Here is a 25063-nt window from a genome sequence, read left to right on the forward strand (position 1 = left end):
GGCTTTCGCCGGGATGACAGCCGGTGGGTGAGAAGCCCGCCGTCATGCAGCCCACGCATGGACCAAAAGCCCAAAAAAACAAGAAAAAGCCCGGAGGCCAGGGAGGGAAACTGGCATCCGGGCTTTTATGTCGGCTTCTAGCGCATCAGGCCGCTGGCGTTTTGCGAGGCAAAACACCGGGAGGGAGGGGCGCGGCCCGCGCGGCTGTTATCGGCCGATCGAGCGGAAGGCGGTGGGTTCGATCCCGAGGGCCGTCAGGTGCTTGGCCTTGGGCGCCCGTCCAGCCTCAACTGCTGCCGAAACCGCTGCGGCACTGCCGAAAACGGTAACGAAGGTGTCGAGGGTCGCAAAGAACTTGTTCTTGCGCGGGGTGCTCATGGTTTTCTCCACTGTCGGACCCGGGACGATCCCGGCTCGCTTCCATGCACCCTAAATGATCCTTCCCTGGCTCAAGCGGTAGTGCGGCTCTCGTTATTCCAGCCATGCGCTGGGCGAATGGGAGCGGCAGGGGTAAGGCTCCGCGTCAGGTAGAGCGTCGTGCCGCCCATAAAGGCTTCGCTTTGCTCGATCTCGTAGCCGAGCTTCTGATAGAACGCGACATTGCTGGTAAAGGCCGCATTGGTCAGGAGCCGCAGGGCGCCGAGCCCGGCATGGCGGGCGAGTTGCTCAGCCAACACCATCAGCGCCTGGCCGTGCCCGCGCCGCTGGTGGTGCGGATGCACGGCGAGGTTCTCGATCCAGAGATGATCGGCACAAAGGCAGGTTTGCAGCACGCCGGCCACCTGTCCATCGACGGTCAGAAGATCGAAGCGGAAGTCGTGGATGGCTTCGGCGTAGTCGACGAGCATGGGGCGCGGCTCGCGGCCGATAATGGGTGTCCACTTGGCATAGGCTGCGCGCACCAGGGCGCGAATAGCGGGTACGTCTGCCGCGGTGGCCGTACGAAAGGCAACAAATTGAGGAGGCATCACTAATCCGAAAACAAAAACCTGCCAACCGGGCGGAGGCAGGTATGCATTGAGTCGATGACGGCGTGATAAAACTCAGCCTCGTCGTCGCCCAGGCGCCATGCCCCCGTCCACACGGGACTGGAAGCCACAACGTCGGAATTTGAGCGCAGGATGCATCATGACAGATATTTGTCGTGGCGCGGATTTTGGTCAAGGGGGGCTGACGCGTGTGGCTCCACCCCCTCCCAGCCTCCCCCATCAAGGGGGAGGTGCTGCATCGAGAGTGTGGCACTGTCCTGCCCAATCCACGGTCCCTTCACCTCCCCCTAGATGGGGGAGGTCGGGAGGGGGTGACGGCAAGCGCCAAGCTCAATCCCAGGCCACAAACAGAGATCCCCGCTTTCGCGGGGATGACTCCGTGGTGGTGGAAGGGTCTAAAACGACCAGAAATCAGCCACCCAAGCTCGGCAGGGTCAAATCCCCCGAAGTCAGCTTGCTCGCGGTAATAGCCGCATCGGCCTTTTCGCGCGGCAATTCGAGGCTGGTCCAGACGCTGACCAGCGCATGGCGCAGTTCGAACACCATTTCGTCGGTGTGGAGCGGGGTGGGCGTGATGCGCAACCGCTCGGTGCCCTTGGGCACGGTGGGGTAGTTGATCGGCTGGATATAGATATTGTGCTTGTCGAGCAGCATGTCGCTGGCGGCCTTCACCGCGCGCGCATCGCCAACGATCAGCGGCACGATATGGGTTGATGTTTCCATCACCGGCAGGCCGGCATCGGCCAGGATCGCCTTGGTCAGCCGCGCCTGGCGCTGGTGCATCATGCGCTCGTGGCCATTGCCCTTGAGGTGCTCGATGGAGGCGCGAGCGGCAGCGCAAAGCGCGGGGGGCAGGGCGGTGGTGAAGATGAATTCGGGCGCATAGGAGCGTACGGCATCGATGATCGCCTTATTGGCGGCGATATAGCCGCCCATGACCCCAAAACCCTTGGCCAAAGTGCCTTCGATGACGTCGATGCGCTCCATCAGGCCTTCGCGTTCGGCAATGCCGCCGCCGCGCGGGCCATACATGCCGACGGCATGCACTTCGTCGATATAGGTCAGCGCGCCGAACTCTTCGGCGAGGTCGCAGATTTCCTTGATCGGCGCGATATCGCCATCCATCGAATAGACGGATTCAAAGGCGATCAATTTTGGTCGCTTGCGATCGACCTGGCTCAGGAGTTCGCGCAGGTGTGCGACGTCATTGTGCCTAAAAATCTTCTTTTCCATGCCCGATTGGCGCACGCCCTGGATCATCGAAGCGTGGTTCAATTGGTCGGAAAAGATGATGCAATCGGGCAGGAGCCGCGCAATGGTCGAAATCGCGGCTTCGTTGGACACGAAGCCCGAGGTGAAGACGAGCGCCGCTTCCTTGCGGTGGAGGTCGGCGAGCGAGCGTTCAAGCTCGACCAGCGGGCGGTTGGTGCCCGAAATATTGCGCGTGCCACCGGCGCCGACGCCCATGGCACCAGCGGTTTCCTGCATCGCCGTCACGACTTTTTCGTGCTGGCCCATGCCGAGATAATCGTTGGAGCACCAGATGGTGATCTCGCGCGCATTGTCGGCATCGTCGCGATAGATGGCCTTGGGAAAGCGCCCGGCGACACGTTCGAGATCGGCAAAGACGCGATAGCGCTTTTCCGCACGCAGCGTGTCCACTGCATCCTCGAAGATACCGCGATAGTCCATGGGGCCGTTCCTTTGCGCCTGCCGGAGCATTGGCAGGAATGCCAATGTGGCTGGATCACACCCTATTTATGGGGGCGAAAGCCGCATTGATATAGGTCAATTCGACGCGCGCCCCAAGGTCAATCAGGTCGCGATTTCAAGAACCATTCTAAAGTTTCCCAGCGCATCTGCCAACTGCACCACACCCTGTTGGAGGCACAAAACCCTCGAAATAATGTCACAGAGCGGCAAAATCGCGCGTTTTGCGCCTTGGCGCATAAATCGGGACCCGCCCAAGCTGTTGCCGGGCCTGAAAGACTACGCCAAGATCGCCATGCCGGGGGGATACGGCATGAGGGGGTATTAAAGTGAAGAGCTTTTCTTCGTCTTCTTTCGCGGGCCAGCACGCCGACGCCATGGCGCTCGCCACCGCCGCTGTGAAACGCAATCCGCAGGCCCTGTTCACCGATTTCCAGTGGTTCCTCTATCAGGGCCAGGACACAGTTTTCTTCACCGCGTTCTCGACGGAGAGTTACGACAAGGAGAGCCTCGGCAATGTGGTGGCCGAAATGGTCGCGCTGGCCCCGCAGCTGACCCATGGTTTCGTTGGCGCCCAGCCGGGCCAGCCGTTTCCCAAGCACCTGCTCGACGCCATCACCTCGGTCGAAATGGTCGATGAGTTCGATGGCTATCCCGACAAGTGGCTGAGCAAATCCCATGATATTTTCGAGCGCAAGGATCTGCCGCTCTTTCGCCTGATGGCGGCGGTGCGCCGGGATGGGCCGGATGCCGAGGGTCGCGCCGCCGTGCTGCAGGTGCGTTCGAGCCACGCGCTGCTCGAAGGCTCGGATTCGGCGCTCCTGACGCGCTCGGCGTCGGCCGGTCATGGGGTCCAGTCCGACAAGTCCAACAAGCTGCCGCTTTTTGATCGGATCAAAAGCGCATTCCGCGGCGGCATGACCGCGCTGATCTATCTCGCCCTCGCTAATGTCTTTGCCCCCAAGGAACAGCCTTGGGGTTTCAAGACCCTCGCCATCGAGCGGCATCGCCTGCGGCTCCTCGCCAATAAGCTCGGCGTGCGGCAGCGCTCGCTGATGTTCGCGCTCGTCACCCACGCGCTCAATGGCGAGGGCGCCGAAAAGCTGATGAGCAAGAAGGTGATCGGCGCGGCCTATACCATGCTCGATACCAAGCGGAACAATACCGACGACGACTTCTTCCGCGTCCGCGCGCTCGAAGCCAAGTTCAGGGTCATGGACGACTTCGTCGAATATGTCCGCGCCGTCGACGACACCGTGGCCGGCATCGAGCAGAAGGACATCACCTCGTTTCAGGTGATGATCATGGCGATGTTCCGGGCCATGCGCGCGCTCAATCGCGTCTTTCCGGGCCTCCCCAACAAGCGCTTCTGGCGCTTCAATGGCGGCATGCACATCGTGCTCACCCTCGTGCCGCCGCACCGCACCTATGGGCCGATGACCCACGGCATGGTTGAGCCGCTCTATTGCGGCGCCTGGCACGCGGCGGTGAACATCTGCACCTTCTGCCCCGGCCGCGATTACGTGACGCTGAACTTCTCCATGGAACAGCGCCACATCGAAAATGTCGAAAAGATTTCCCGTCTTCTCGACGAGGTAGAGGCCCGCGACGTCACCCCGCACAAGATGATGCCTTCGGTCGAGCGGTTGAACTAAGGGAAGCCAATGCAAGGCATAGAACTCTCGCGCCGGTTTTATGCCGATGTCGTCGCGCCCTGGCTTGTCCGGGTAGCGCCGGACCTGCCACATTCGGCAGCCCTGATCGGCTACGGCTCGGAATTGCTGGGCTTTGACGACGAAACCTCCAAGGATCACAATTGGGGGCCACGCGTTCATATCTATCTCAGCGAGGGTGATTTCGCGGCTCATGCGCACCGGCTGCTGGATGATTTTGCCAGCGTCATGCCCGAGACCTTCCTCGGCGAACCCGCAGGCTGGCGCAGTCGTCCGCATCCTGCCGCCTCTGGCCCCGATGCTGTGGGCGCCATGGGTCATGGCCTCGAATTTCACACTTTTGAAGGCCGGCTAGAGGCTCATACCGGGCTGCGTTCTCTCGAAAATCTGACGCCGCTCGATTGGCTGGGCCTGCCCGAACAAAGCCTCCTCGCCTTCACCGCGGGCGCCGTTTTCCGCGACGATGGTGGCCGGCTCGAAACCTTGCAAAAAACCCTCGCCTATTTCCCCCGCGATGTCTGGCTCTACAAGATCGCCTGCCAGTGGGGCCGCATCGCCGAAGAACGGGCCTTTGTCGGCCGCGCGGGTCAAGCCGGCGACGATCTCGGCTCCCGCATCATCGCCGCCCGGCTTTGCCATGATGTCATGGCCATGGCGTTTCTGCTTGAACGACGCTACACGCCCTATCCCAAATGGTTCGGCACCGGTTTTTCCCGCCTTGCCATTGCCAAAACGCTGACCCCCCACCTTGACGCGGTTTTGCGCGCCGAGGCGTGGCAGGAGCGCGGCGAGGCGCTTGCAGCGGCCTATCTGGCGCTTGCGCAATGGCAAAAGGCGAAAAATATCGCGCCTTTCGAGCCGGTTATCGGGCCCTATTTCGATCGCCCCTTCACGACCATCAATGCCGATGATGCCGTAGCCAGCGCCATGGCAGCCATTGCCGATCCCGCGATCTCTATGCTGCCGGTGATGGGGGCAATCGATCAGGTCAGCGATTTGACGCCACTGCGGACCGATGCCGCCACATCGCGAGCGATCATCGCGCGAATGCTGGATGGCAAACGAGTTCAAAGTTAAATTCGCAAAGCGTGCGGTTCTCTTCATCCATCCTTCAGCATCTTTCCCTCATCACGCTCCTGCCGTAATGAAGGTCAATCAAAGGCCACTGTTCAGATTCCTTCGGGGGAAAACATGAAGTCCAAGGTTCTCGTCGCACTTGCCGCCACTCTGGCGCTCTCTGCCTGCACCACCACCAATCCCTATACCGGCCAGTCCCAGCTTTCCAACACCGCTGGCGGCACGCTGATCGGCGCGGGCGGTGGCGCCCTCGCCGGTGCGCTCGTTGGTGCTGCCGTCGGTGGCGACCCGCGCGTTGGCGCACTGATCGGCGCTGGTGTCGGCGGCCTCAGCGGCGCGGCCATCGGCAATTATATGGATCAGCAGGAAGCCGAACTCCGCGCCCAGCTGCAGGGCACCGGCGTTTCCGTGACCCGCGTCGGCGATCAGGTCATTCTCAACATGCCGTCCAACATTACCTTCGCCACCGATCAGGCAAGCGTGCAGCCCCAGTTCAACCAGACTTTGGTGTCGGTTGGTCTCGTGCTCCGCAAGTTCGACAAGACCATCGTCGATGTCTATGGCCACACCGACTCCACAGGCAGCGCCGCGCACAATCTTGAACTCAGCCAGCGCCGCGCCGTCTCCGTCGCGACGATCCTGTCCAATCAGGGCATCGATCAGCGCCGCTTCTTCATCGAAGGCAAGGGCGCTTCGAGCCCGATCGCCTCGAACGCGACCGAAGCGGGCCGCGCGCAGAACCGCCGCGTCGAAATCCAGATTTCGCCGATCCGCGGTTAAGCCGGGGTTTCGCCCGATCAGAAGCGGCCCTTCGGGGCCGCTTTTTTATGGCGTGGTGGTTTCGGTCACCGGCGCGGCGGTGGGCGTTCCCGGCTGCACAGCGGTGCCCGGCGCGCCCGAGAACATTTGCATCGCCAGAACGATAGCGGCGACGACGACAATCGCCACCAGCCCATAAAGCCACCACTGGCCGGGGCTGGTGCCACCCATCGCCGCTTCGATATCGCCCGTCGGCCGCAGATCCGAGTCCTGCGGCACCTCGATCCTCGAACCCTTTTCGTCGATCAGAAAGTCCACCTTGGCGACGCTGGGCGCCGGCTCTTCAGTTTTGTCAGCCATTAGTAATCTCCCTTGAACACGGTTTTGGTCCCCACCCCGTCCTGCACGCCGCGGTGCACATGGGCGATGGCCTCGTCGATTTCACCAGAGGTAAAGCCGAATTCCCTTCCCTCGGCCTCGGCCCCGGATGCATCGGCCCGCAACTGGTGTAGCAGGTCGAGCTTTTCGCGCGCGGTAAGGAGGCTCTGCTGGGCGATCTGCATCGGGGTCAGATTGTCCCGGCTCATGATCTGGGCTTCAAGATTGCCGAAAACCATTTTTCCCTCCTCGTGTCATACGCTTAAGGCCAGAAAGAAAAATGCGTGTCGCGGGCGACAGGTTCCATTTGCGCGCAAATGGCAAGGCTTTGGATTAACGCGGCCTTGAGAGGTCATTGCGCATCATCGCGTCCGGCGAGGGGAAGCCGATGAACTCAGTTGTATCGTTTCTGATTGCGGCAAAGCACCAGAGCAAGGTGCAATTCGGCCTTTGGCTGATCTGCTTCCTGGCCCTTCTGGCGGCCAGTTCCTGGTTCATGCTGCGCGAGCTTAATGCCAGCATGAATAGCGACGTCGCCCGGGCGCTCGAAACCTATACAAAAGTGCGCAGCGCCGTGGTCCAGACGCTCGACATCATGGACCACCAGCTTACCGCGCCTCCCTGTTCGGCCGATTATGCCACCCAGCAGCGCCGCGTCGCTTTCCTGCCCGATGGCATGAACGAGCTGTTCTTCTTCGAGCACGGCAAGATCATCTGCACGGCCAATAATGGTCTTCTGCCCAAGCCGATCGATCTCGGCGCGCCCGATATCCTCCCCTCCGATCCCTTCACCGTTACCCTCTGGATCAATCGCAATCTCGATGTCCTGGGCCTTACGGGTCTGCGGGGCAGTTTTGCCGTGCGCGGCAATCACGGCATGGTCGTTCCGGCAACGCCTATTCCCACCGGCATTTCCAAATGGCTCGAATTCGAGGTGGTGCTGCGCGCTCCCGATGGGCGTTGGTGGCACACATCGGGCGAACCGGGCCTTTATGCCCAGGCCCTCGCCGAAAGCCCTGGCCTCTTCGGCCTTCGTGATGGTGCCCTGACCGCCATTCAGTGCGACCCGGCCGGGCTCCACTGCCTTGCCGCGCGCGCCACGCTCGGGCAATTGCTTGTGGTGGGTGGCGCGGTGCTGGGTCTGAGCCTTCTCGTCTGCGCCATCCTTGCCGCTTGGCTATCGAGCAAGATCTATGCGCAGTTGGCGCGCCACTGGTCCTTCGAATCCCGTTTCCTGCGCCGCTTCCAATCCCAGGGCGTGACCTGCGCCTATCAGCCCCTATTGAGTCTTAAAACCGATCGCGTCATCGGCTGCGAAGTGCTGGCCCGTTGGCGCGATGTCGAGGGCACGCTGATCTATCCTGACCGATTCCTCCCCGTGGTCGAAAAGCACGGACTGACCCAGACCTTTACGCGCCTCATCGTCGAATGTGCCCATGCCGAACTTCTGCCGCTCGTGCCTCTGGGCAAGCGCATGCAGGTCAATTTCAATATTTTCCCGCAAGATCTCGATGCCGCCACGCTGCTCGATATCTTTGCGCCTTTTCTCGGCTCTGCCTCGCGCTTTGATCTGGCCGTGGAAATCGTTGAGACCGGCGCCCTCGAACTCGATACCGCCCAGGGCGAAATCCACCGCCTGCGCGATGCGGGCGTCCATATCTATATCGACGATTTCGGCGCCGGCTATTCGTCCATGCACACCCTTGCCGGCCTTTCGGTCGATGGGGTCAAGCTCGACCGCAGCTTTGCCATGGCGCCCGACGGCTCGGTCATGGCCCGAATGCTCGATCACGCCATCGACATGGTGCAGGATTCGGGCCGCAAGGTCGTCGTCGAAGGCGTCGAGACCGCGGCCCGCCTTGCCGCGCTCAAGGCCTGCGGCAAGGTTCACGTGGCGCAGGGCTACCATATTTCGCGCCCGCTCGACCGCGATGGCTTTGCCCGGTTTATCGCCGAGCGCGGGCCGCGCCCCGGCTCCCGGCCGCGTTTGGTTGCCTGATCACATTTGTTTCAGGCGGGCAACCGCTGCCGCTCGCGCTGCGTTGGTCGGCCATGGATAAACCCAGGAGGACCGAAATGGCCTATGATGACATCAGCAAGGCTGACGCCAACATCCAGGAAACCCACGACCTGATTGCTTCCGACAAAGTGGAAGGCACCAAGGTCTATGACCCCATGGGCGAGCATATCGGCTCGATCGAACGTATTCTCGTCGAAAAGCGCTCCGGCCAGGTCTCTTATGCCGTGCTCAGCTTTGGGGGCTTCCTCGGCATGGGGCACGACCACTACCCGCTGCCCTGGTCAAAACTCAACTATGACGAAAGCCTTGGCGGTTATCGCGTCGATGTCACCAAGGATCAGCTCGAAGGCGCCCCGCGCTACGAGCGCGAGGAAGATGACTACTGGACCGAAGAAAACGGCCGCCGCGTCTACGACTATTATGGCGTAACGCCCTACTGGATCTGACCCTTGCGGCGCCCGGCAAACCGGGCGCCAACAGGTTTTTCAGCACCAGCCATTTTTCAGGCAGCCATTTTCAAGCAATTGATACTGTATCGGGTCGGCCCCATAAGGGTGCCGGCCTTTTTCGTCAGTTCGCCCGCGTTCCGCGCCCCGACTGATTGGCGAGCCCGCTGATCGTCGCCCGCAGCGCCGCCGGTTTGACTGGCTTGGTCACCACCAGAATACCGCGATCTTCCGCCAGCGCCCGCACCGCCGGGCTGCGATCGGCCGTCACCAGCGCCGCCGGCAGGTGTCCGCCGAGATTGTGCCGCAGCCATTCGATGGCATCGAGCCCCGAGGTCTGGTCGAGGTGATAATCCATCAGCACCATGTCGGGATACCAGCCTTCGAGCAGCCGCTCGCGGTCGATCTGCTTGAGCGAGAGCGCCACGCGCACATCGCAGCCCCAATGTTCGAGCAGCCCCTGCATGGCCTCGAGAATGGCCTTTTCATTGTCGACGCACAGCACCTTCAAATTGAGCGTGCCGACATTGCTTTCCACCATCGGCCAGGCTTCGCCCTGGGCCGGCCGCGCATTGCGCACGACGGGGAGGTAAAGCGAAAACCGCGATCCGCGCCCTTCCTTGCTGTCGAGTTCCAGCGTCAGATCGAGCGCCGTCACCAGCCGCTGCACGATGGAAAGCCCGAGCCCCAGCCCCTGCGCCATGCGGGCGGCGCGATCGAGCCGCGAAAACTCGGCAAAAACCAGCCTATGCTGGTCGCGATTGAAGCCAATGCCGGTATCGACGACATCGAGCCGCAAGCGATTGCCGCGCCGCCGCAACCCCACCAGCACCTTGCCGCCCGCCGGGGTATATTTGATGGCGTTGGACACGAGATTTTGCACGATGCGCCCAACCAGGGAACGGTCGGCCATCACGCTCGCGGCCGTCTTGACGATGCGCAGCGTTACATCGTGCTCGCGGGCGAGGGGCGCGAATTCCACCTCCGCCTTGCGCAACAGGTCCTGCGCCGCAACCGGGGCAGGGGCGGGCTTTAGCGCGCCGCTATCGATGCGCGAAATATCGAGCAGCGCCGACATGATCTCCTCAACCGCCGTCAGCGAGGCCTCGATGGAGGTTGCCAATTCGGCAAAGGCGGTCGATTTGGCCCGCTCGATCAGCGTCGAGGTATAGAGCCGCGCGGCATTGAGCGGCTGCAACAGATCGTGGCTGGCTGCGGCGAGAAAGCGCGTCTTGTCATGATTGGCTGCGTCCGCTTTGGCGCGCGCAATCTCAAGCTCGGCATTGACGCGGGTCAGATCGGCCGTGCGCTCCTCGACGCGCCCTTCGAGCGAAAAATTGACCTGTTCAAGCTCGCGCTCCGCCTTCACCCGTGCCGTCACATCGGAAAAGCTGATGACGAGACCGCCATCCGACAGCCGGCTCGAATGAAATTCCAGCGATTGTCCGGCATTGCCGAGGCGCTGGGTCACCGTTATCGGCGCTTCGGTAAGGACATTGATGCGCTCGATGGCGAGCCGCGCCGGATCGCCCGGACCCATATCGCCCCGCTCGGCCAAAAAGAGCGCAATATCGAACAAAGCCGTGCCCGGCCGCATCAGGTCCTCGGGTAAGGCGAGCAAGAGGTTGTAGCGCCGGTTCGATACGACGAGCCGCAGGCCCGCATCGAACACCGCTATGCCTTGCGGCAGATAATCTATCGCCAGCCTGAGGCTGGCTGAACTATCGGCAGAGGAAAGCGCCATGGTTTTGGATAAAGCTCTGGTTTCGGACTGTGCTTATCGGCCCCCGTGCCCCGGCGTGCAAGTTCGACAGAGGGACCATTGCAAATTGCCGGCAAGTCGGAAATGTTGGTTATTCCTCCGTTAACGTCCTGCGCGGAGGCGGCTAACAGTAAAAGAGGGTCGAACCTATGAGCGTTTTTAAAGAATTCCGCGACTTCGCCGTCAAGGGCAACATGATCGACCTCGCCATCGGCGTGATCATCGGTGCCGCTTTCGGTGCCATCGTATCATCCATGGTCGATGACATCTTCATGCCGCTGATTGGTCTATTGATCGGCGGCATTGATTTTTCCAACCTCTTCATCGTGCTCAACAATCCCAATGAAGTGCCCGTGCCCTCCCTCGCTGCTGCCCAGGCAGCCGGTGTCGCCACGCTCAATATCGGCCTCTTCATCAATGCCGTGGTGAAATTCACCATCATTGCCTTCGTGCTCTTCATGGTGGTCAAGGGCATCAACCAGCTCAAGCGCGACGCCGCCAAGGAGCCGGTGGAAACGACGCCCGCCCCTACCAAGGAAGAAGTCCTGCTCACCGAAATCCGCGACGCGCTCCGCGCCAACCCGCGCGCCTGACGCTTCCGCTAAAGCCGGCTTGCAATAGCCGGCTTTTTTGTTCCTATTATGTAGGAATAATATCTGTTGACGTTTTCAAACTAGGCAAATATACCTAACAAGCGCGTAGTGACACTTAGGTATTCTACCTATCGGACGGCATGAACACTTAGAGCAAACTACCGGGTGAGTGGGACGGAGGGCGGTGGATGCGTTTTCTCCGCTGTCATGCGGCTCCGGCCCGCAGGTTAATGCGAACCTTGCCAAAAGGGGCTTTGGGCACGATGAGCGACGACACCTACTATCATTCATTTCTCAACCGGGACCGTGTAATCCACATCGTGGACGACGATCCCGCCATCTGCGAGGGGCTGAGCGTGCTGTTCCGCCTCGAGGGTTTCCAGACCATGTTCTCGCTCGAAGCGGGGCATTTTCTCGCCTCGCTCGACCGCCGGCGGGTCGATGTGGCGGTGGTCAATCTGGCCATCGGCCAGGAAAGCGGCCTGCCTCTGCTGCGGCGCGTCAAGACGCTGCATACCGGCACGCCGGTGGTCATGCTGGCCAATTCCCCCCAGCTCGAAGCAGCTGTCACCGCCATGAAACTGGGCGCCACCGATGTGGTGTCAAAACCCATCGACAGCGAGCACCTGCTCGGCATCATCCGCGATGCCCTGCGCCGCGATGTGCATCTGGGGGCCATGCAGGGCGGAAGACGGCCGGTCGAGGTGCGCGGCTTTTCTCAGCTGACCCCGCGCGAACGCGAAGTCCTGCAACTCATCACCAATGGGCAATCCAACAAGGAAGCGGGCCGAAAACTCGGCATCTCGCCCCGCACCATCGAAGTGCACCGCGCCCGCGTCATGGAAAAACTCGGCGCCAAAAACACGGCCGATCTGATGCGGATCGTGCTGACGAGCTGAAGGGCTGGGGTTGCATAAGAAAAAATTCCTTTGCCACCCCGAATTTTACCCTCGGGCTTGTCCCGAGGGTCCTGCACTTGCTGCGTCACGGCCGGATTTCACCCTCGGATTATGCAAGAAGCCCTCATGGTGAGGTGCGAAGCGTAGCGTAGCCTCGAACCACGGGGGCGGGCGAGTGGAGCCTTTGCGCCACGCCCTCGCCCTTCGAGGCCCACCTTCGGCGGGCACCTCAGGGTGAGGTCTACTGGGGGGCGGCTCACACCTAGATCTGCGTTCGCGCCTTGAGCGCCTGGCTCAGTGTGCCTTCGTCGAGATAATCCAGTTCCCCGCCGATTGGCACGCCATGGGCGAGCCTTGTCACCCTGGTCCCCGGTCCCAGTCGGTCGGTGATGTAATGCGCGGTTGTCTGGCCATCGACCGTGGCATTCATTGCCAGCACGATTTCCGAATAGTCCGGCGCACGCGATATCAGCATGTCGAGATTAAGATCATCCGGCCCAACGCCATCGAGCGGCGACAGCACGCCGCCAAGCACATGATAGCGCACCTGGCCGGGACTGGCGCGTTCGAGCGCCCAAAGGTCGGCCACGTCTTCGACGACGATGAGAATGCCGCTGGTCCCGCGGCGCGGATCGGCACAGATCGAGCAAGGGCTGATCGTGTCGATATTGCCGCAAATCTCGCAGCTTTTTACCGCCACCACGGCCCGATCGAGCGCCGCTGAAAGGGGCAGCATCAACTGCTCCTTCTTCTTGATCAGATGCAGCACCGCGCGCCTGGCCGAACGCGGCCCGAGGCCCGGCAGCCGGGCCAGAAGCTGGATCAATTGCTCAATTTCAGGTCCGCCGGATGGCATTTTTTGCGACTTGGCTCGGTTTGTGTCGTGCCCGCGACGCCCGTCCTTTCCACCGCGTCATCCCCCCGAAAGCGGGGATCTCAGGCCAGGATTCCCGCTTTCGCGGGAATGACGCCGTGGGTGGATTGGGACCGAAGCCGCGGGGCGAAAACTAAAACGGGAACTTCATTCCCGGCGGGATCGGCAGGCCGGCCGTCACTTCGGACATGCGGCGCTGCACCTCGTTTTCGCTCTTGCCCTTGGCGTCGTTGAACGCGGCAACGATCAGGTCTTCGAGCACTTCGATCTCGGCTGGGTTGGCCAGTGACGGATCGATTTTCAAACCGCGCAAATCACCTTTGCCCGACAGCGCGACGGTGACGAGACCGCCGCCGGAACGGCCTTCGACCACCATTTCAGCAAGCTCGGCCTGCATGGCCTCCATCTTGCCCTTCATTTCGCTGGCGGCCTTCATCATTCCCATGATGTCTTTCATTCGTCGTCCTCTTCGATTGGTGCGGCGGCGATTTCGGGTGTGGCGGCGTCTTCGTCGCGCACGGAGACGTTAACGAGCTTGGCCCCCGGAAAGGTTTCAAGAATAGCCTTTACCAGCGGGTCTTCGTGCGCCGCAGCGGTCGCTTCGACCTTGCGCTGCTCGCGCTCCTGCCGGATGGTCTGGCCTTCCGGCGGCTTGGTTGAAACCATGACCAGCCAACGCTGGCCCGTCCAGGTCTGAAGCCGCGCCGAAAGCGTCGCGATCATCCCGGGATCAGCACTATCGGTCAGCGCCACCTCGATGCGGCCCTGCTCGAACGAAATCGGCCGCATCTGGGATTCGAGCGCCAGCTTGACCAGCACATCGCGCTTGGCCGTCGCGAGAGCAATCAGGTCCTTATAGGTCGCGACGGTGGCAAGAGCCGGCTGCACCACTGCCTGCGGACGCGCGTTCGGCATCGGTTCAGCGATAGCCTGCGTGGCAATCGGCGCCTCGACGCGGAGCGCAGACGCACTGCCGCCACCACCCCCAGATGGCGGCAGGCCGCGCGGAGCGGGCGAGGGCAGGGGCGCATTGGCAAGCACCTGACCCGAAAGTTTTGAAATCACCTCGTCCGGGCTCGGCAGATCGGCGGCATAAGCGAGCCGGATCAGTGTCATTTCCGCCGCCTGCAGCGCATTGCCGGCGCGGCCGGTTTCTTCATTGCCCTTGAAGAGGATTTGCCAGGCGCGGGTCAGCGCCCGCATCGGCAGGCGCTGCGCCAGATCACGGCCGCGGCTCTTTTCGTCGGGCGTCAGCGACGCATCATCGGCCGCCGCGGGCACGACTTTTATGCGGGTGACGAGATGGGTGAATTCAGCGAGGTCCGCTAGCAGCGTCTGCGGATCGGCGCCGAGATCATAAAGCGCGCGCAAGGCCGTCAGCGCCGCGGCAACCCGGCCGCCCATGACATCCTCGAAAAGGTCGATGATGCGGGCGCGGTCCCCGAGCCCGAGCATGGTCTTGACCGTCGCCGCCGTCACCGTTCCGCCGCCATGGGCAATGGCCTGATCGAGGAGCGACAGGCTATCGCGCGCCGAGCCTTCGCCGGCGCGGACGATCATCGCCAGGGCGTCAGCCTCAAAACCGATGCCTTCCTGGCCGAGGATTTTTTCGAGATAGGCGGTCATGATATCGGCCGGAATGCGCCTGAGATCGAACCGCTGGCAGCGTGACAGGATGGTGACCGGCACTTTTCGGATTTCGGTCGTCGCGAAAATGAATTTGACGTATGGCGGCGGCTCTTCAAGCGTCTTCAGCAGACCGTTGAAGGCCGCCGTCGACAGCATATGCACTTCGTCGATGACATAGACTTTATAGGGCGCCGAAGCCGGGCCGTATTTCACCGAGTCGATGATTTCGCGGATATCGCCAATGCCGGTATTGGAGGCGGCGTCCATTTCGATGACATCGACATGCCGGCCTTCGATAATGGCACGGCAGTGCATGCCTTCGGTCTCGAGATCGAGCGTTGGACGGCGGCCGTTTTCGTCTTCATAGTTGAAGGCACGGGCGAGAATGCGCGCCGTCGTGGTTTTTCCCACGCCGCGCACGCCCGTCATGATGAAGGCGTGGTGGATGCGGTTCTGCGCAAAGGCATTGCCCAGCGTCTGCACCATGGCGTCCTGCCCGACAAGCGTCGAGAAGTCGCGCGGGCGATATTTGCGGGCCAGCACCAGATAGGGCGTGGTTTGGGGGTCAGCCATTTTTGCCCTCCATTGCCGGTGCCTCGGGGAATCTGCCGTGAGTCATGGTGTGACCATAGGGCAATGGCGCTCATCCCGCAAAAGGCTGCGGGTCAAATCGCCAGATACGAACAGAGAATTGAGTAGGAGGCTGGCATCGACCCGTGAGGATCTCGTTGGGGCTGCTTCCTTCCGGACCTGACCCGGTTGGCGAGGAACACGTCCGCGCCAACCTCCCGGAGGCCTATATGCTGATTTATGGCGCGGAGTGCAAGGGGTGTGGGCTTCAAGTTGGGCAGGGGCCCCACCTCCATCCCGGCGTCATTCCCGCGAAAGCGGGAATCTCCCTTTGGACGAATGGATCCCCGCTTTCGCGGGAATGACGCCGCGTTTGGGGTTGCAGTGTTATTGACCATTTCTTGCTCACGATGCCTGTCTGTGCATAAAAAGTAATCGCATGAGTATGGGTCTTGGCCGCGGCGCCCCAAAACTCCCTTAAAAATCAATGCCTCCCACCTTGGCACATCAGTTGCATTCAATATTGCATGCAATTGGAGATGCGCTTATGGGACTGATCGAGGGAGCCAATCTGGACAAGGTCTATTCGACCGCCACCGGCCCACTGGTGGCTTTGACCAATGTGTCCTTCACCATCAACGAGGGCGAGTTCATTTCCCTCGTCGGCCCCAGCGGCTGCGGCAAGTCGACCCTCCTGTCCATTCTCGGCGGCCTTGAGCAAAAGACCGACGGCGATCTGATCCTTGCCGGCCAGCATCACGACGCGCCGCGCCGCGATATCGGGATGATGTTCCAGACCTCGGTGCTCTTCCCTTGGCGCACCATTCGCCAGAACGTGCGCCTGCCCGGCGAAATCCTCGGCCTCGACAAAAAGCAACAGGCCGACCGCACTGACGAATTGCTCGATCTCGTCGGCCTCAACGGTTTTGGCGAGCGGTTTCCCGGCGAACTCTCGGGCGGCATGCGCCAGCGCGTCGCTCTCGCCCGGCTCCTGGCCCACGATCCGCGCGTGCTGCTGATGGACGAGCCCTTTGGCGCGCTCGACGAATTCACCCGCGAAACCATGAATGTGGAACTGCTCCGCATCTGGGAAAAGACCGGAAAAACCGTGGTTTTCGTCACCCACAATATCGGCGAGGCGGTGTTCCTCTCCGACCGCATTTTCGTCATGACCCCGCGCCCCGGCCGCCTTGAAGGCATCGTCGAAGTCGACCTGCCGCGTCCCCGCACCACCGAGGTCATGCGCGATCCCCGCTACACCGAACACGTCTACGACATCCGCCGCATGCTCGGCGTTGATCACTAAGGAGCGCGCCATGGACATGTCAGCCAAATCCGCACTGCCCGGCACTTCCACCATTGCCCGCGACGACGCCGTCGCCCGCTTCATCGCCAATGAAAAGCGGACTGCGCAACAGCGCCTGATCCGCAATCGCCTGCTTGCCCTCGGCTTCGGCCTTCTCGTCATCGCCATCTGGCACATTTCGACCGAAGCCGGTTTCGTGCATCGGCTGATCATTCCCTCGCCCATCGACACATTCTGGGCGACCGGCCGCGTCATGAGCGCCGAATATTTCTGGCCCAATGTCGGCGTCACGCTTTCCGAAATCGCCTGGGGCTTTGCCATTGGTCTTTCGAGCGGCGTCGTCTTCGGCGTGCTTGTGGCCATGTTCGATACGGTCCGCGCGACGATCTACCCCTATCTCGTCGCCCTCCAGGCCCCGCCAAAGATCGTCCTCGCGCCGATCTTCGTCACCTGGTTCGGCTTCGATCAGCCGAGCAAGATCGCCATCGCCGTGGTGATGAGCTTCTTCCCGATGTTCCTCAACACGCTGACGGGCCTTTCCTCGGTCGATCCCAATGCGGTCAAACTGATGCGCTCGCTGACCGCGGGCCGCTGGAAAACCTTCCGCTACCTGCTGCTGCCCAATGCCCTGCCGATCATGATGGCGGGCGTAAAACTCTGCTGGACGCTCGCGGTGCTCGGCGTCATCGTCGGCGAGTTCGTCGGGGCCTCGGCCGGCATCGGCTACCTGATCTACGCGATGAATTTCCAGCTCGATATCGCCGGCGTCTTCTCGCTGATCATCCTCCTCTCGGTGTTCACGCTGGTGATTTACCAGCTCATCGAATGGCTCGAGAGCCGCATCATTTTCTGGAAACAACTCTGACTTTCAAGACCGTGCAGGGCCTAAAACCCAAGCGCGGCAGGGAGAAAACTGGTCAAAAAAATGGAGAAGCACGCATGAAATCCCGCATTCTTGCCACTGGCATGATCCTCGCCGCCCTCATGGGTTCGGCCTCGGCCCAGGATTTGGTAAAATTCCACGGCGTCACCGCCCAGGGCGGCCCGACCGCCCAGATGTTCCCCATCTTCATGGCCCAGGAACAGGGCTTTTATGAAGACGAAGGGCTCGATGTGGTCCTCAACTATTCCAAGGGCTCTTCGGACGCCGCCCGCCAACTCGCCGCCGGCAATGTCGACTGGGGCATTTTCTCCTCGGCCGCCACCATGCAGACCGTGCAGCGTGGCTTTCCGCTGAAATCGATCATGCAGATCTACTATCCCGACACCTTCGACATCGTCGTGCCCGCTGACAGCGATATCCAGACCATGGCAGACATGGCCGGCAAGACCATCGGCCTCTCCGATCTCGCTGGCGGCGAAGTGCCGATGACCCGCGCCTCCATCGTCGAAACCGGCCTCAAGGAAGGCTCGGACGTGAAAATGGTTGTCGCAGGGGAAGGCGATCCGACGACGATCCGTTCCTTTACCGAAGGCCGCATCCAGGCCTATGCTGGTGCCAAGCGCGATCTGCTTCTTATTCCGGCCCAAGGCATTCCGACCCGCTCGATCACCCCCGAAGCCATCGCCCGTTTCCCCGGCGACGCCCTCTCGGTTCGCGCCGAAACTTTTGAGAGCGATCCAGAACTGCTGGTCAAATTCGTCCGCGCCACGCTCAAGGGTTGGGCCTGGGGCATGGAAAATGACGCAGAGGCTTTTGAGCTTCTCAAGACCAAATATGCCGCGGCTTCTCTCGGCGACAATCCCGTCGCGCCGGAGTTCTGGGAACTGGTGAAGAGCTACTACACCGCCCCCGAAAGCGTCACCCAGCACGGCACGTTCCTCCCCGAAGCATGGGACTTCTACATGACCTATCTTCAGCTTGGAGAAGGTGAGCAGCAGGCGCTGGCTGGGCCTGTCGATCTCTCGACCGTCCTGACCGACGACGTCGTCGTAAAAGCCTGGACCGGCCTCGACGTCGCCTCGGCGCAGTAACCCAAAAGGGGAGCCGCGGCGGCTCCCCACCCCTCCTCGGAGATATCAATGACTTCCACATCCGCTTCGCCGGACACGATTCCGCTCGTCGTCGTGGGCGCGCACCTCACCGGCATGCCGCTCAACAGGGAATTGCAGGCGCTTGAAGCGACTCTGATCAAGGCAACCCGCACGACCCCGGACTACAAGCTCTATGCGCTCGCCGGCGCCGTGCCGCCCAAGCCCGGTCTCCTGCGCGTGGCTTCAGAGGGAACTGGCATCGACGTCGAAGTCTGGGCGCTGACGCCCGCGGCCTTTGGCCTCTTCGTATCCCGCATCCCCAGCCCCCTCGGGATTGGCACATTGCAGCTTGAAGGCGGGGAGACTGCCAAAGGTTTTCTGGTTGAAGCCGTGGCGGTTGAAGGCGCCCGCGACATTTCGGGGTTCGGCGGCTGGCGCAATTTTATCGCGAGCCTGACCCCGGTGAGTGCGGCGGGCTGAAGCGCATCAGTAGCCCTCATGGTGAGGTGCGAAGCGCAGCGTAGCCTCGAACCACGGGGGCGTGGCGCTGGAGCATCGGGGCACGCCCCCGTGGTTCGAGGCTTTGCTCTGCAAAGCACCTCACCATGAGGGCTACTGAGGGCTAAGGGAGCCACCGGTTGCTGGGGGTGCAGGGTGATTGGGGCCGCTGGAGCAGGTAGGCCCTAATCTCTAAGCCCCCAACGCCGGAGCCACCTTGTCGACGCTCGTCCGCACATACCCCAGATGCTCGCGCATCGTCGCGGCCGCCTTTTCCGCATCGCCTGCCAAAATAGCCGATACCACCGCCTCGTGCTCTTCGACCGAACGCACCAATCGCCCCAGGCTCTGAAACTGCGCCCGTCGAAACGGCGCCACCCGGTTGCGCACCCCGATCGTCACTTCGGCCAGAAAATCGTTGTGGCCGATGGCGTAAATCGTCTCGTGAAATCTAATGTTGAGCTCATAATAGCGCCCGATATCGCCCTCATGCGCCGCATCGCGGCAGGCCAGGTGCACTTCTTGCAGTTTCGCCTTGTCGGAGGGCGTCGCAAACTCGGCGGCAAGCCGTGCGCAAAGTGCCTCCAGCTCAGCCATCACCAGAAAAATCTCGTTGAGCTTTTCCGGGGTAAAATGCGGCACGACGGCGCCGCGATGCGGCCGCGCCTCGGCAAAGCCGATGGCTTCGAGCTGGCGGATCGCCTCGCGCACCGGGGTGCGCGACACCTCGAAACGCTCGGCAATGCTGGCTTCATCGAGCGGCACGCCCGGCCCGATAACGCCCCGCACGATTTCATCGGCGAGGACCATGCGAACCCGGTCAGCCGCGGTCTGCTTCTTCGGGCTTTTGCTCATTCTCGCCCCATTATGCAAGATTGCATGCTTGATAGCCTTTGGGTGAAACCCTGTCCATCAAACCGGCGAAAAACCAACAGCATTCGGACGATCGCTGCAGCGCCGCTGAAACAAAAGCTGGCGGAGTCGTGAAGTAAATGGGGCCACCCGCCCTTGCTCCGGCGCACCGCACTGGTTATGCCCAGTGCAAATGCGCCCGATTGTGGCGCGCCGGTTTGAACCGGCACCGGAACGGAGAAGCCACTTGGCCAGACGCCACCCGACCCCGCTGCGCACCTCCAAGGAGGATATTGCAGCCGCCAAGAAGGCGCCACAGACCGCCCAGACCGAGAATCCGGCCTATCGGCTCGCCTTTGCCGATGACGACTTCATGACCTCGGAAGATACGCGCGGCGTCCGCTTTCAGCTTGAATATCTCAAGACCGAGTTTCGCCTGCGCGAACGCGGCATTGTTTCGACCGTCGTGCTGTTCGGCGGCGCGCGCATTCCCGAACCGGGCAAGCCTGCCTGGGCTGCCAAGAACGAGACGCAGAAGCGCAATCTCGAAGAGGCCTCGCGCTATTATGACGAAGCCAGGCGCTTCGCCCAGTTGGCGAGCCAGACCTCGGCCGCGAGCGATTTCACCGAATATGTGGTGGTAACAGGCGGCGGGCCGGGCGTCATGGAAGCGGGCAATCGCGGCGCCGCCGATGTGGGCGCGCCATCCATCGGGCTCAACATCGTCCTGCCGCACGAGCAGGCGCCCAATATCTATGTCACGCCCGATCTCTCGTTCAATTTCCACTATTTCGCCACGCGAAAAATCCACTTCCTGCTGCGCGCCAAGGCGGTTGCCGTCTTCCCCGGTGGGTTCGGCACGCTGGATGAATTCTTCGAAACGCTGACCCTGATCCAGACCGGCCGCATGGAGCGCATTCCCGTCGTGCTCTTCGGCAAGCACTTTTGGGACAAGGTCATCAATCTCGAAGCCCTCGCCGAAGCCGGCACCATCTCCCCGACTGATCCGGACCTGTTCTCCATCGTCGACACCGCCGAAGAAGGCTGGGCCGTTGTCCAAGATTTTTATGACTTGCCGGAAACCGAAGAGCCAGCGTGAAACGAGCTGCTCCAGTAACCCTCATGGTGAGGTGCTTTGCAAAGCAAAGCCTCGAACCACGAGGGTGAGCGGGTGGAGGCGTGGGTGCCACGACCTCGTTCTTCGAGGCTACGCTGCGCTCCGCACCTCAGAATGAGGTCTACCTGGCGGTTCAAAACCTGAACCGCCCTAACTCCCCGGCATATCGAGCACAGCCCGTACCCCGGGCCCATTATCCTCGATGCGGAAGCTGCCGCCGTGGAGCCGCGCGACGGCATTGACCAGCGCCAGCCCCAGGCCCGAGCCCGGTTCCGACCGGCTCTTTTCAAGCCGCACGAACCGCTCCAGCACGCGTTGCCGGTCTGCCTCGGCAATGCCGGGGCCATTGTCGGCTACCACGATCACCACGCTCGTGCTCTCGCGCTTGAGGTCCACGGCGATTTTCCCCGCGCGCCCATCCTCGGGCTTGGCATATTTCATGGCGTTTTCGAGAAGGTTCACCATGGCCTGCCCGATCAGTTCGCGATTGGCCCTGAGGGTGACACCTTCGGCGATATTGGTCGTCACCTCGATGCCCTCGTCTTCGGCCACCGGGGTATAGAGCTCGGCCATATCCGAAACGATCGAGCTGACATCGATCTCCGATAGCGCCCCCGAGGGCGCCCCGGCCTCGACGCGCGCGATCATCAGGAGCGCGTTGAATGTCTGGATCAGCTTGTCGCTTTCCGCGATCACCGTCTCGAGCGCCCTTTCCTTGGTTTGCGGGCTCGCCGTATCGCGCAGCGCGCCTTCGGCCTGGTTGCGCAGCCGCGTCAGCGGGGTTTTCAGGTCATGCGCCACATTGTCGGTGACTTCCTTGAGCCCTTGCAGCAGCTGCTCGATGCGGTCGAGCATGGCATTGAGATTGCGCGCCAGCCCATCGAATTCGTCATTGCGCTTGGTGATCGGCACGCGCTCGGAAAGGCTGCCCAGCATGATCTTGGTCGAAGTGTCGCGAATGGTGTCGATACGCCTCAGCACGCGCCGCGCCGTCACCCCGCCCGCAACGATGGAGAAGAGGATAATGCCGACGACACCGACGAGAAAACTCTGGAGAATAATCGCCGAATAGCCGCGCCGCTCGACGACGTCGCGCCCGACCACCAGCCGCATGCCATTGTTCAATTCCACCGAGCGGACGACGGCAACGCCCGAGCGCTTCGGGCGCTGCGGGTCGGTCGCGACGTCCTCGTCCAGCGGATTGGGCCGGTCATAATCGAAGCTATAAACGCCCGGTTCGATCAGCACATCGGGCGGCACGTCGCCCATATTGCCCAGCAGATATTGGCCCGATGCATCACCCAGATAATAGACCCCGGGGCCCGGCTGGCCCGATAGCCGGTTGAGCGCGAAGGCCAGCGCGCGAATGCCTTGGGTCGCCTCGATGCGCTGGAACAGCCGCACTTCGCGGTCGATATCGTCGGTCTGCTGGCGCTGGATCTGCACGCTCGACTGCCAGCCGATAAAGCCCATCAGCAGAATGGCGAAGACGACGAAAATGGCGATGAAGGTGGCCGTGAGGCGGACCGTGGAGGTCCGCCAGACATGGGCGAAGCGGCTCACGTGCTAGTCCCGGATCATGTAGCCGGCGCCGCGCACCGTGTGGAGCAGGGGACTGTCGTGCCCCTTGTCGATTTTCGAGCGCAGCCGCGACATATGCACGTCGATCACATTGGTCTGGGGGTCAAAATGGTAGTCCCAGACATTTTCCAGAAGCATGGTGCGCGTCACCACCTTGCCCGCATGTTTCATCAGATATTCGAGCAGGCGAAATTCGCGCGGCTGCAGCAAAATGGCCTCGCCGTCGCGCTCGACCTTGCGGCTCAAGCGATCGAGCGACAGCCCGCCGACGGTGTAATTGGTCGCGGCCTCCGCCGGGCTCGACCGGCGCGCCAACACTTCGATGCGCGCCAGCAGTTCGGTAAAGGCATAGGGTTTGGTGAGATAGTCGTCGCCCCCGGCCCGCAGACCCGTCACCCGGTCGTCCACTTCGCCGAGCGCGGAAAGAATGAGCACGGGCGTCTTGTCGCCCTCGGCCCTGAGGCTCTCGATAATGGACAGGCCATCGCGCCGCGGCAGCATGCGATCGACGATCAAGACCTCATAGTCCATGCCCGAAGCCATGGCATAGCCGGTTTCGCCATCGCTGGCGTGGTGGGTCACGTGGCCGGCTTCATCAAGCGCCTGAATGAGATAGCTGGCGGCTTCCCGGTCATCCTCGATCAACAAAATCTTCATGCCGGCGCTCCGCTAAAGCATGTCTTGCCACACTGGCCCCGGTTTCGGGACCAGGACACGGGAAAGAATGAAAGGCTCCGGGGGGAGGGATGCCCCGGAGCCCATAGGGCGCTTTCGATCCGTTGCCGGTTGAAAGCGCGATCAGTTGAAGGCCTTAGCCTTCTTCGCCAAGCGGCAGGCCGATGAAGCGGGCTTCGCCATTGCGGGCGACCTTCACCAGAGCCGTCGCGAGGCCCTTGCTCTGCACGCCCGAGATGGCGGCATCATAATCGGCAATCGTGCTCAGCGGCTTGTTGTCGATTTCGAGCAGCACATCGCCAACGGCGAGGCCACGCTGGGCCGCAGTGCTGTCGGGCTCGACGCCCTGAACCAAGAGGCCACCCGAACCGTCACCATTGGGAACCAGCGTCATGCCCAGGCTCGACGTGCTTTCCGGAATGGTGGCCGGTGGCACCGGGGCCTCGTCATTGGCTGTCGCCGCCTGCTCGGTCAGCTCGGTCAGCTTGACGCTGAGCTTGGTCTCCGCGCCATCGCGCCAGATGGTCAATTCGACATCCGAGCCAGGAGCCTTGCCGGCAATGGTGCGGCTGAGGTCGAGTGCGTCGTCGATTTGGTCGCCATCGACGGCCGTGATGATGTCGCCCGACTTGACGCCGGCCGTGCCTGCAGGGCCATCCGAAGCCGGCTCGCGGACAATGGCGCCGCGTGCATTGGCAAGGCCAACGCTATCGGCAATGTCCTTGGTCACGTCCTGGATGGAGACGCCGAGATAACCACGGGTCACGGTGCCGGTGTCGATCAGCTGATCGACGATCTGCTTGACCGTGTGCGCGGGAATGGCGAAGGCGATGCCGACATTGCCGCCATTGGGCGAGTAGATGGCGGTATTGACACCGACCACCTGGCCATTGGTGTTGAAGGCCGGGCCGCCCGAATTACCGGTATTCACGGCCGCGTCGATCTGCAGGAAGTCGCCATAGCTCGAGCCGCCGATATTGCGGCCGGCGCCCGAAATGACGCCCACGGTCACGGTACCGCCGAGACCGAACGGGTTACCCACGGCCACCACCCAGTCGCCAACGCGGCTCGGGGTGTCTTCGAAGGTGACGAAGGGCAGGTCCTTGCCTTCGATCTTCAATACGGCAAGGTCGGTGCGTTCGTCGGTGCCGACGACCTTGGCAACCTGTTCGGAGCCGTCTTCGAAGATCACGGTAACCTTGGTGGCGTCGGAAACGACGTGGTTATTGGTCACCACATAGCCGTCGCCGGAGATGATGAAGCCCGAACCGGCCGCCATGAACTGGCGCGGCTTGGCATCGCTACCCTGTCCGCCCGGTCCGCGTGGGCCACCAGGGCCGCCGAACTGGTCGAAGAAGTCACGGAAGGGATGCCCCTCGGGCAGGTCGGGGAAGTTGAACTGGAAGTCGCCGCCGCCGCGCTGCACCGTGCGGGCCGGTTCCTGAGCTTCAACGAGAATGGAAACCACTGCCGGCTTCACGGCATCCACGAGATCGGCAAAGCCTTGCTGCTGGTTCACCTGCGGCACGGCGATCTGGGCAACGTTGCGAACCTGGGCATTGGCCGCTTGACCCGTCAGCACAAAGGCCGTGGACACGCCGCCGATACCCACCAGAAGCGCCAGGGCCGATGCTCCAAGCCAGCGGCGCGTACGCGAAAGAAGAGTGGGACGCATAAGGAA

At 62.0% G+C, this 25063-nt stretch carries 24 protein-coding genes, 1 other RNA gene and 1 pseudogene; 12 read left to right on the plus strand and 14 right to left on the minus strand.

The features are described 5' to 3' along the window. Positions 1-207 precede the first annotated feature (207 nt). The 3 genes from ASD83_RS21215 to hemA all read right to left on the minus strand — a co-directional run bounded on the left by ASD83_RS21215 (position 208) and on the right by hemA (position 2681). Positions 208-378, minus strand: a complete 171-nt coding sequence (locus ASD83_RS21215) for a hypothetical protein (protein WP_169745526.1) — start codon at positions 376-378, stop codon at positions 208-210. A 71-nt stretch (positions 379-449) separates the two neighbouring features. Next, positions 450-968: a GNAT family N-acetyltransferase gene (locus tag ASD83_RS20000; RefSeq protein ID WP_056314177.1), complete on the minus strand. Its 519-nt coding sequence runs from the start codon at positions 966-968 to the stop codon at positions 450-452. A gap of 432 nt (positions 969-1400) precedes the next feature. Then, on the minus strand, positions 1401-2681 hold the full coding sequence (hemA, locus tag ASD83_RS20005) for a 5-aminolevulinate synthase (protein WP_056314178.1): 1281 nt from the start codon (positions 2679-2681) through the stop codon (positions 1401-1403). A gap of 347 nt (positions 2682-3028) precedes the next feature. Between hemA and ASD83_RS20010 the strand changes: the two genes are divergently transcribed. The 3 genes from ASD83_RS20010 to ASD83_RS20020 all read left to right on the plus strand — a co-directional run bounded on the left by ASD83_RS20010 (position 3029) and on the right by ASD83_RS20020 (position 6229). After that, positions 3029-4354 (plus strand): hypothetical protein, encoded by a 1326-nt coding sequence (locus tag ASD83_RS20010; protein WP_156386064.1) that lies wholly within the window; start codon positions 3029-3031, stop codon positions 4352-4354. 9 nt (positions 4355-4363) lie between these two features. Further along, a complete protein-coding gene (locus ASD83_RS20015; protein ID WP_056314180.1) occupies positions 4364-5449 on the plus strand; it encodes a DUF4037 domain-containing protein in 1086 nt (361 codons plus the stop codon). 114 nt (positions 5450-5563) lie between these two features. Beyond that, the gene (locus ASD83_RS20020) at positions 5564-6229 is read left to right on the plus strand and encodes an OmpA family protein (protein ID WP_056314181.1); all 666 of its coding nucleotides are present in this window, start codon (positions 5564-5566) and stop codon (positions 6227-6229) included. Between the two features lie 45 nt (positions 6230-6274). Here ASD83_RS20020 and ASD83_RS20025 read toward each other — a convergent pair whose 3' ends face one another. After that, a complete protein-coding gene (locus ASD83_RS20025) occupies positions 6275-6568 on the minus strand; it encodes a hypothetical protein (protein WP_056314182.1) in 294 nt (97 codons plus the stop codon). Next, entirely contained in the window at positions 6568-6825 is a 258-nt protein-coding gene (locus tag ASD83_RS20030) for a hypothetical protein (RefSeq protein WP_056314183.1), read from the minus strand. The genes ASD83_RS20025 and ASD83_RS20030 overlap by 1 nt, the downstream gene beginning before the upstream one ends. A gap of 149 nt (positions 6826-6974) precedes the next feature. Here ASD83_RS20030 and ASD83_RS20035 point away from each other — a divergent pair, with 149 nt between their 5' ends. After that, complete coding sequence (locus ASD83_RS20035; RefSeq protein ID WP_156386065.1) at positions 6975-8585, plus strand: EAL domain-containing protein; 1611 nt, start codon at positions 6975-6977, stop codon at positions 8583-8585. Positions 8586-8662: 77 nt separating this feature from the next. After that, positions 8663-9052: a PRC-barrel domain-containing protein gene (locus ASD83_RS20040; protein ID WP_056314185.1), complete on the plus strand. Its 390-nt coding sequence runs from the start codon at positions 8663-8665 to the stop codon at positions 9050-9052. A gap of 124 nt (positions 9053-9176) precedes the next feature. Here ASD83_RS20040 and ASD83_RS20045 read toward each other — a convergent pair whose 3' ends face one another. Further along, positions 9177-10796: a hybrid sensor histidine kinase/response regulator gene (locus ASD83_RS20045; RefSeq protein WP_056314186.1), complete on the minus strand. Its 1620-nt coding sequence runs from the start codon at positions 10794-10796 to the stop codon at positions 9177-9179. A 167-nt stretch (positions 10797-10963) separates the two neighbouring features. Between ASD83_RS20045 and mscL the strand changes: the two genes are divergently transcribed. Next, on the plus strand, positions 10964-11407 hold the full coding sequence (gene mscL / locus ASD83_RS20050; RefSeq protein WP_056314187.1) for a large conductance mechanosensitive channel protein MscL: 444 nt from the start codon (positions 10964-10966) through the stop codon (positions 11405-11407). Positions 11408-11670: 263 nt separating this feature from the next. Further along, positions 11671-12306: a response regulator transcription factor gene (locus tag ASD83_RS20055; RefSeq protein WP_056314188.1), complete on the plus strand. Its 636-nt coding sequence runs from the start codon at positions 11671-11673 to the stop codon at positions 12304-12306. A gap of 262 nt (positions 12307-12568) precedes the next feature. On the opposite strand, the gene recR is transcribed toward ASD83_RS20055, so the two are convergent. The 4 genes and pseudogenes from recR to ffs all read right to left on the minus strand — a co-directional run bounded on the left by recR (position 12569) and on the right by ffs (position 15599). Continuing rightward, a complete protein-coding gene (gene recR, locus ASD83_RS20060) occupies positions 12569-13162 on the minus strand; it encodes a recombination mediator RecR (protein WP_056314189.1) in 594 nt (197 codons plus the stop codon). Between the two features lie 151 nt (positions 13163-13313). Then, the gene (locus ASD83_RS20065) at positions 13314-13637 is read right to left on the minus strand and encodes a YbaB/EbfC family nucleoid-associated protein (protein WP_056314190.1); all 324 of its coding nucleotides are present in this window, start codon (positions 13635-13637) and stop codon (positions 13314-13316) included. After that, positions 13634-15388: pseudogene (locus tag ASD83_RS20070) on the minus strand (DNA polymerase III subunit gamma/tau); the annotation flags it as partial. The pseudogene ASD83_RS20070 and the gene ASD83_RS20065, both read right to left, overlap by 4 nt. Positions 15389-15503: 115 nt before the next feature. After that, positions 15504-15599, minus strand: an RNA gene (gene ffs / locus ASD83_RS20810) — signal recognition particle sRNA small type. Positions 15600-15926: 327 nt separating this feature from the next. Here ffs and ASD83_RS20075 point away from each other — a divergent pair. The 4 genes from ASD83_RS20075 (at position 15927) to ASD83_RS20090 (ending at position 19139) form a co-directional block, all read left to right on the plus strand. Beyond that, complete coding sequence (locus ASD83_RS20075; RefSeq protein ID WP_156386066.1) at positions 15927-16685, plus strand: ABC transporter ATP-binding protein; 759 nt, start codon at positions 15927-15929, stop codon at positions 16683-16685. Positions 16686-16695: 10 nt separating this feature from the next. Further along, on the plus strand, positions 16696-17550 hold the full coding sequence (locus ASD83_RS20080) for an ABC transporter permease (protein WP_056314193.1): 855 nt from the start codon (positions 16696-16698) through the stop codon (positions 17548-17550). A gap of 74 nt (positions 17551-17624) precedes the next feature. Beyond that, entirely contained in the window at positions 17625-18659 is a 1035-nt protein-coding gene (locus ASD83_RS20085) for an ABC transporter substrate-binding protein (RefSeq protein ID WP_056314194.1), read from the plus strand. A 48-nt stretch (positions 18660-18707) separates the two neighbouring features. Further along, positions 18708-19139, plus strand: coding sequence for a hypothetical protein (locus ASD83_RS20090; protein WP_056314195.1), 432 nt, complete (start codon positions 18708-18710; stop codon positions 19137-19139). Between the two features lie 210 nt (positions 19140-19349). Here the strand turns inward: ASD83_RS20090 and ASD83_RS20095 are convergent, their stop codons facing one another. Continuing rightward, on the minus strand, positions 19350-20012 hold the full coding sequence (locus ASD83_RS20095) for a GntR family transcriptional regulator (RefSeq protein ID WP_056314196.1): 663 nt from the start codon (positions 20010-20012) through the stop codon (positions 19350-19352). A gap of 190 nt (positions 20013-20202) precedes the next feature. On the opposite strand from ASD83_RS20095, the gene ASD83_RS20100 reads away from it, so the two are divergent. Next, positions 20203-21108, plus strand: a complete 906-nt coding sequence (locus tag ASD83_RS20100; protein ID WP_082561381.1) for an LOG family protein — start codon at positions 20203-20205, stop codon at positions 21106-21108. A gap of 168 nt (positions 21109-21276) precedes the next feature. Here ASD83_RS20100 and ASD83_RS20105 read toward each other — a convergent pair whose 3' ends face one another. From ASD83_RS20105 to ASD83_RS20115, 3 genes are all read right to left on the minus strand, one after another. Then, complete coding sequence (locus ASD83_RS20105) at positions 21277-22689, minus strand: sensor histidine kinase (RefSeq protein WP_056314198.1); 1413 nt, start codon at positions 22687-22689, stop codon at positions 21277-21279. A gap of 3 nt (positions 22690-22692) precedes the next feature. After that, a complete protein-coding gene (locus ASD83_RS20110) occupies positions 22693-23364 on the minus strand; it encodes a response regulator transcription factor (RefSeq protein ID WP_056314199.1) in 672 nt (223 codons plus the stop codon). A gap of 154 nt (positions 23365-23518) precedes the next feature. Next, a complete protein-coding gene (locus ASD83_RS20115; protein WP_056314200.1) occupies positions 23519-25057 on the minus strand; it encodes a Do family serine endopeptidase in 1539 nt (512 codons plus the stop codon). Positions 25058-25063: the final 6 nt, after the last annotated feature.

This window comes from Devosia sp. Root685, assembly GCF_001427875.1.
Lineage (GTDB): Bacteria > Pseudomonadota > Alphaproteobacteria > Rhizobiales > Devosiaceae > Devosia.